Origin of the sequence: Methylobacterium sp. B1 (genome assembly GCF_000333255.1) — a bacterium.
Taxonomy (GTDB): Bacteria; Pseudomonadota; Alphaproteobacteria; order Rhizobiales; family Beijerinckiaceae; genus Methylobacterium; species Methylobacterium fujisawaense.
Genome location: NZ_BACT01000241.1, coordinates 1 through 504, shown reverse-complemented (window position 1 = coordinate 504; position 504 = coordinate 1). Strand labels below are relative to the sequence as shown.

Annotated in this window: 1 pseudogene; it reads right to left on the bottom strand. The window is 72.8% G+C overall.

Annotation, left to right across the window (positions count from 1 at the left end):
* Positions 1-476, bottom strand: a pseudogene (locus I53_RS06760) (inositol monophosphatase); the annotation flags it as partial.
* Between the last annotated feature and the right edge of the window lie 28 nt (positions 477-504).

Below are 504 nucleotides of genomic sequence, written 5' to 3'. Positions count from 1 at the left end.
CGATCCCGACACACCAGCCAGAGATCGTCGTGAGCGGACAGCTCAGCGTCGAACAGGTCGACGAAGGCGGCCGGCGGATCCCCAAGGTCCGGCCAGTGGAACAGGCGGAAGCCCAGCGCCTCGAACAGGGGCAGGATCGGGCCCAGGTCCCACAAGCGGTTGTTGCTCAGGGTCGCGTCGAGGCGTCCCGTGGCCAGGAGCGCGGCATCCGAGATCGCGCCGCCCTCGCTCCAGGGGAACCAGCCGCAGCCGTAATCCAGGGTGTAGCGCTGCGCCGTGACCGACAGCCAGCCGACATGGCCGGTCCGGCGCTCCGGCCGGTGGAGCGGGCGCAACGCCGCAATCATGCGGCCGCCGCGGGTCGGCGCCCAGAAGGCCCGGCCCTCACTGGCCGCGAGCAGGATGCCCTCCGTCGCCTCCGCCGGGATGCTCCGGGCCGGCGCTGAGCGGTCTTCGTTCCAGGCCGGCAGGCTCATCACGCAGCTCCGGGGCCAGCCCGAGCGG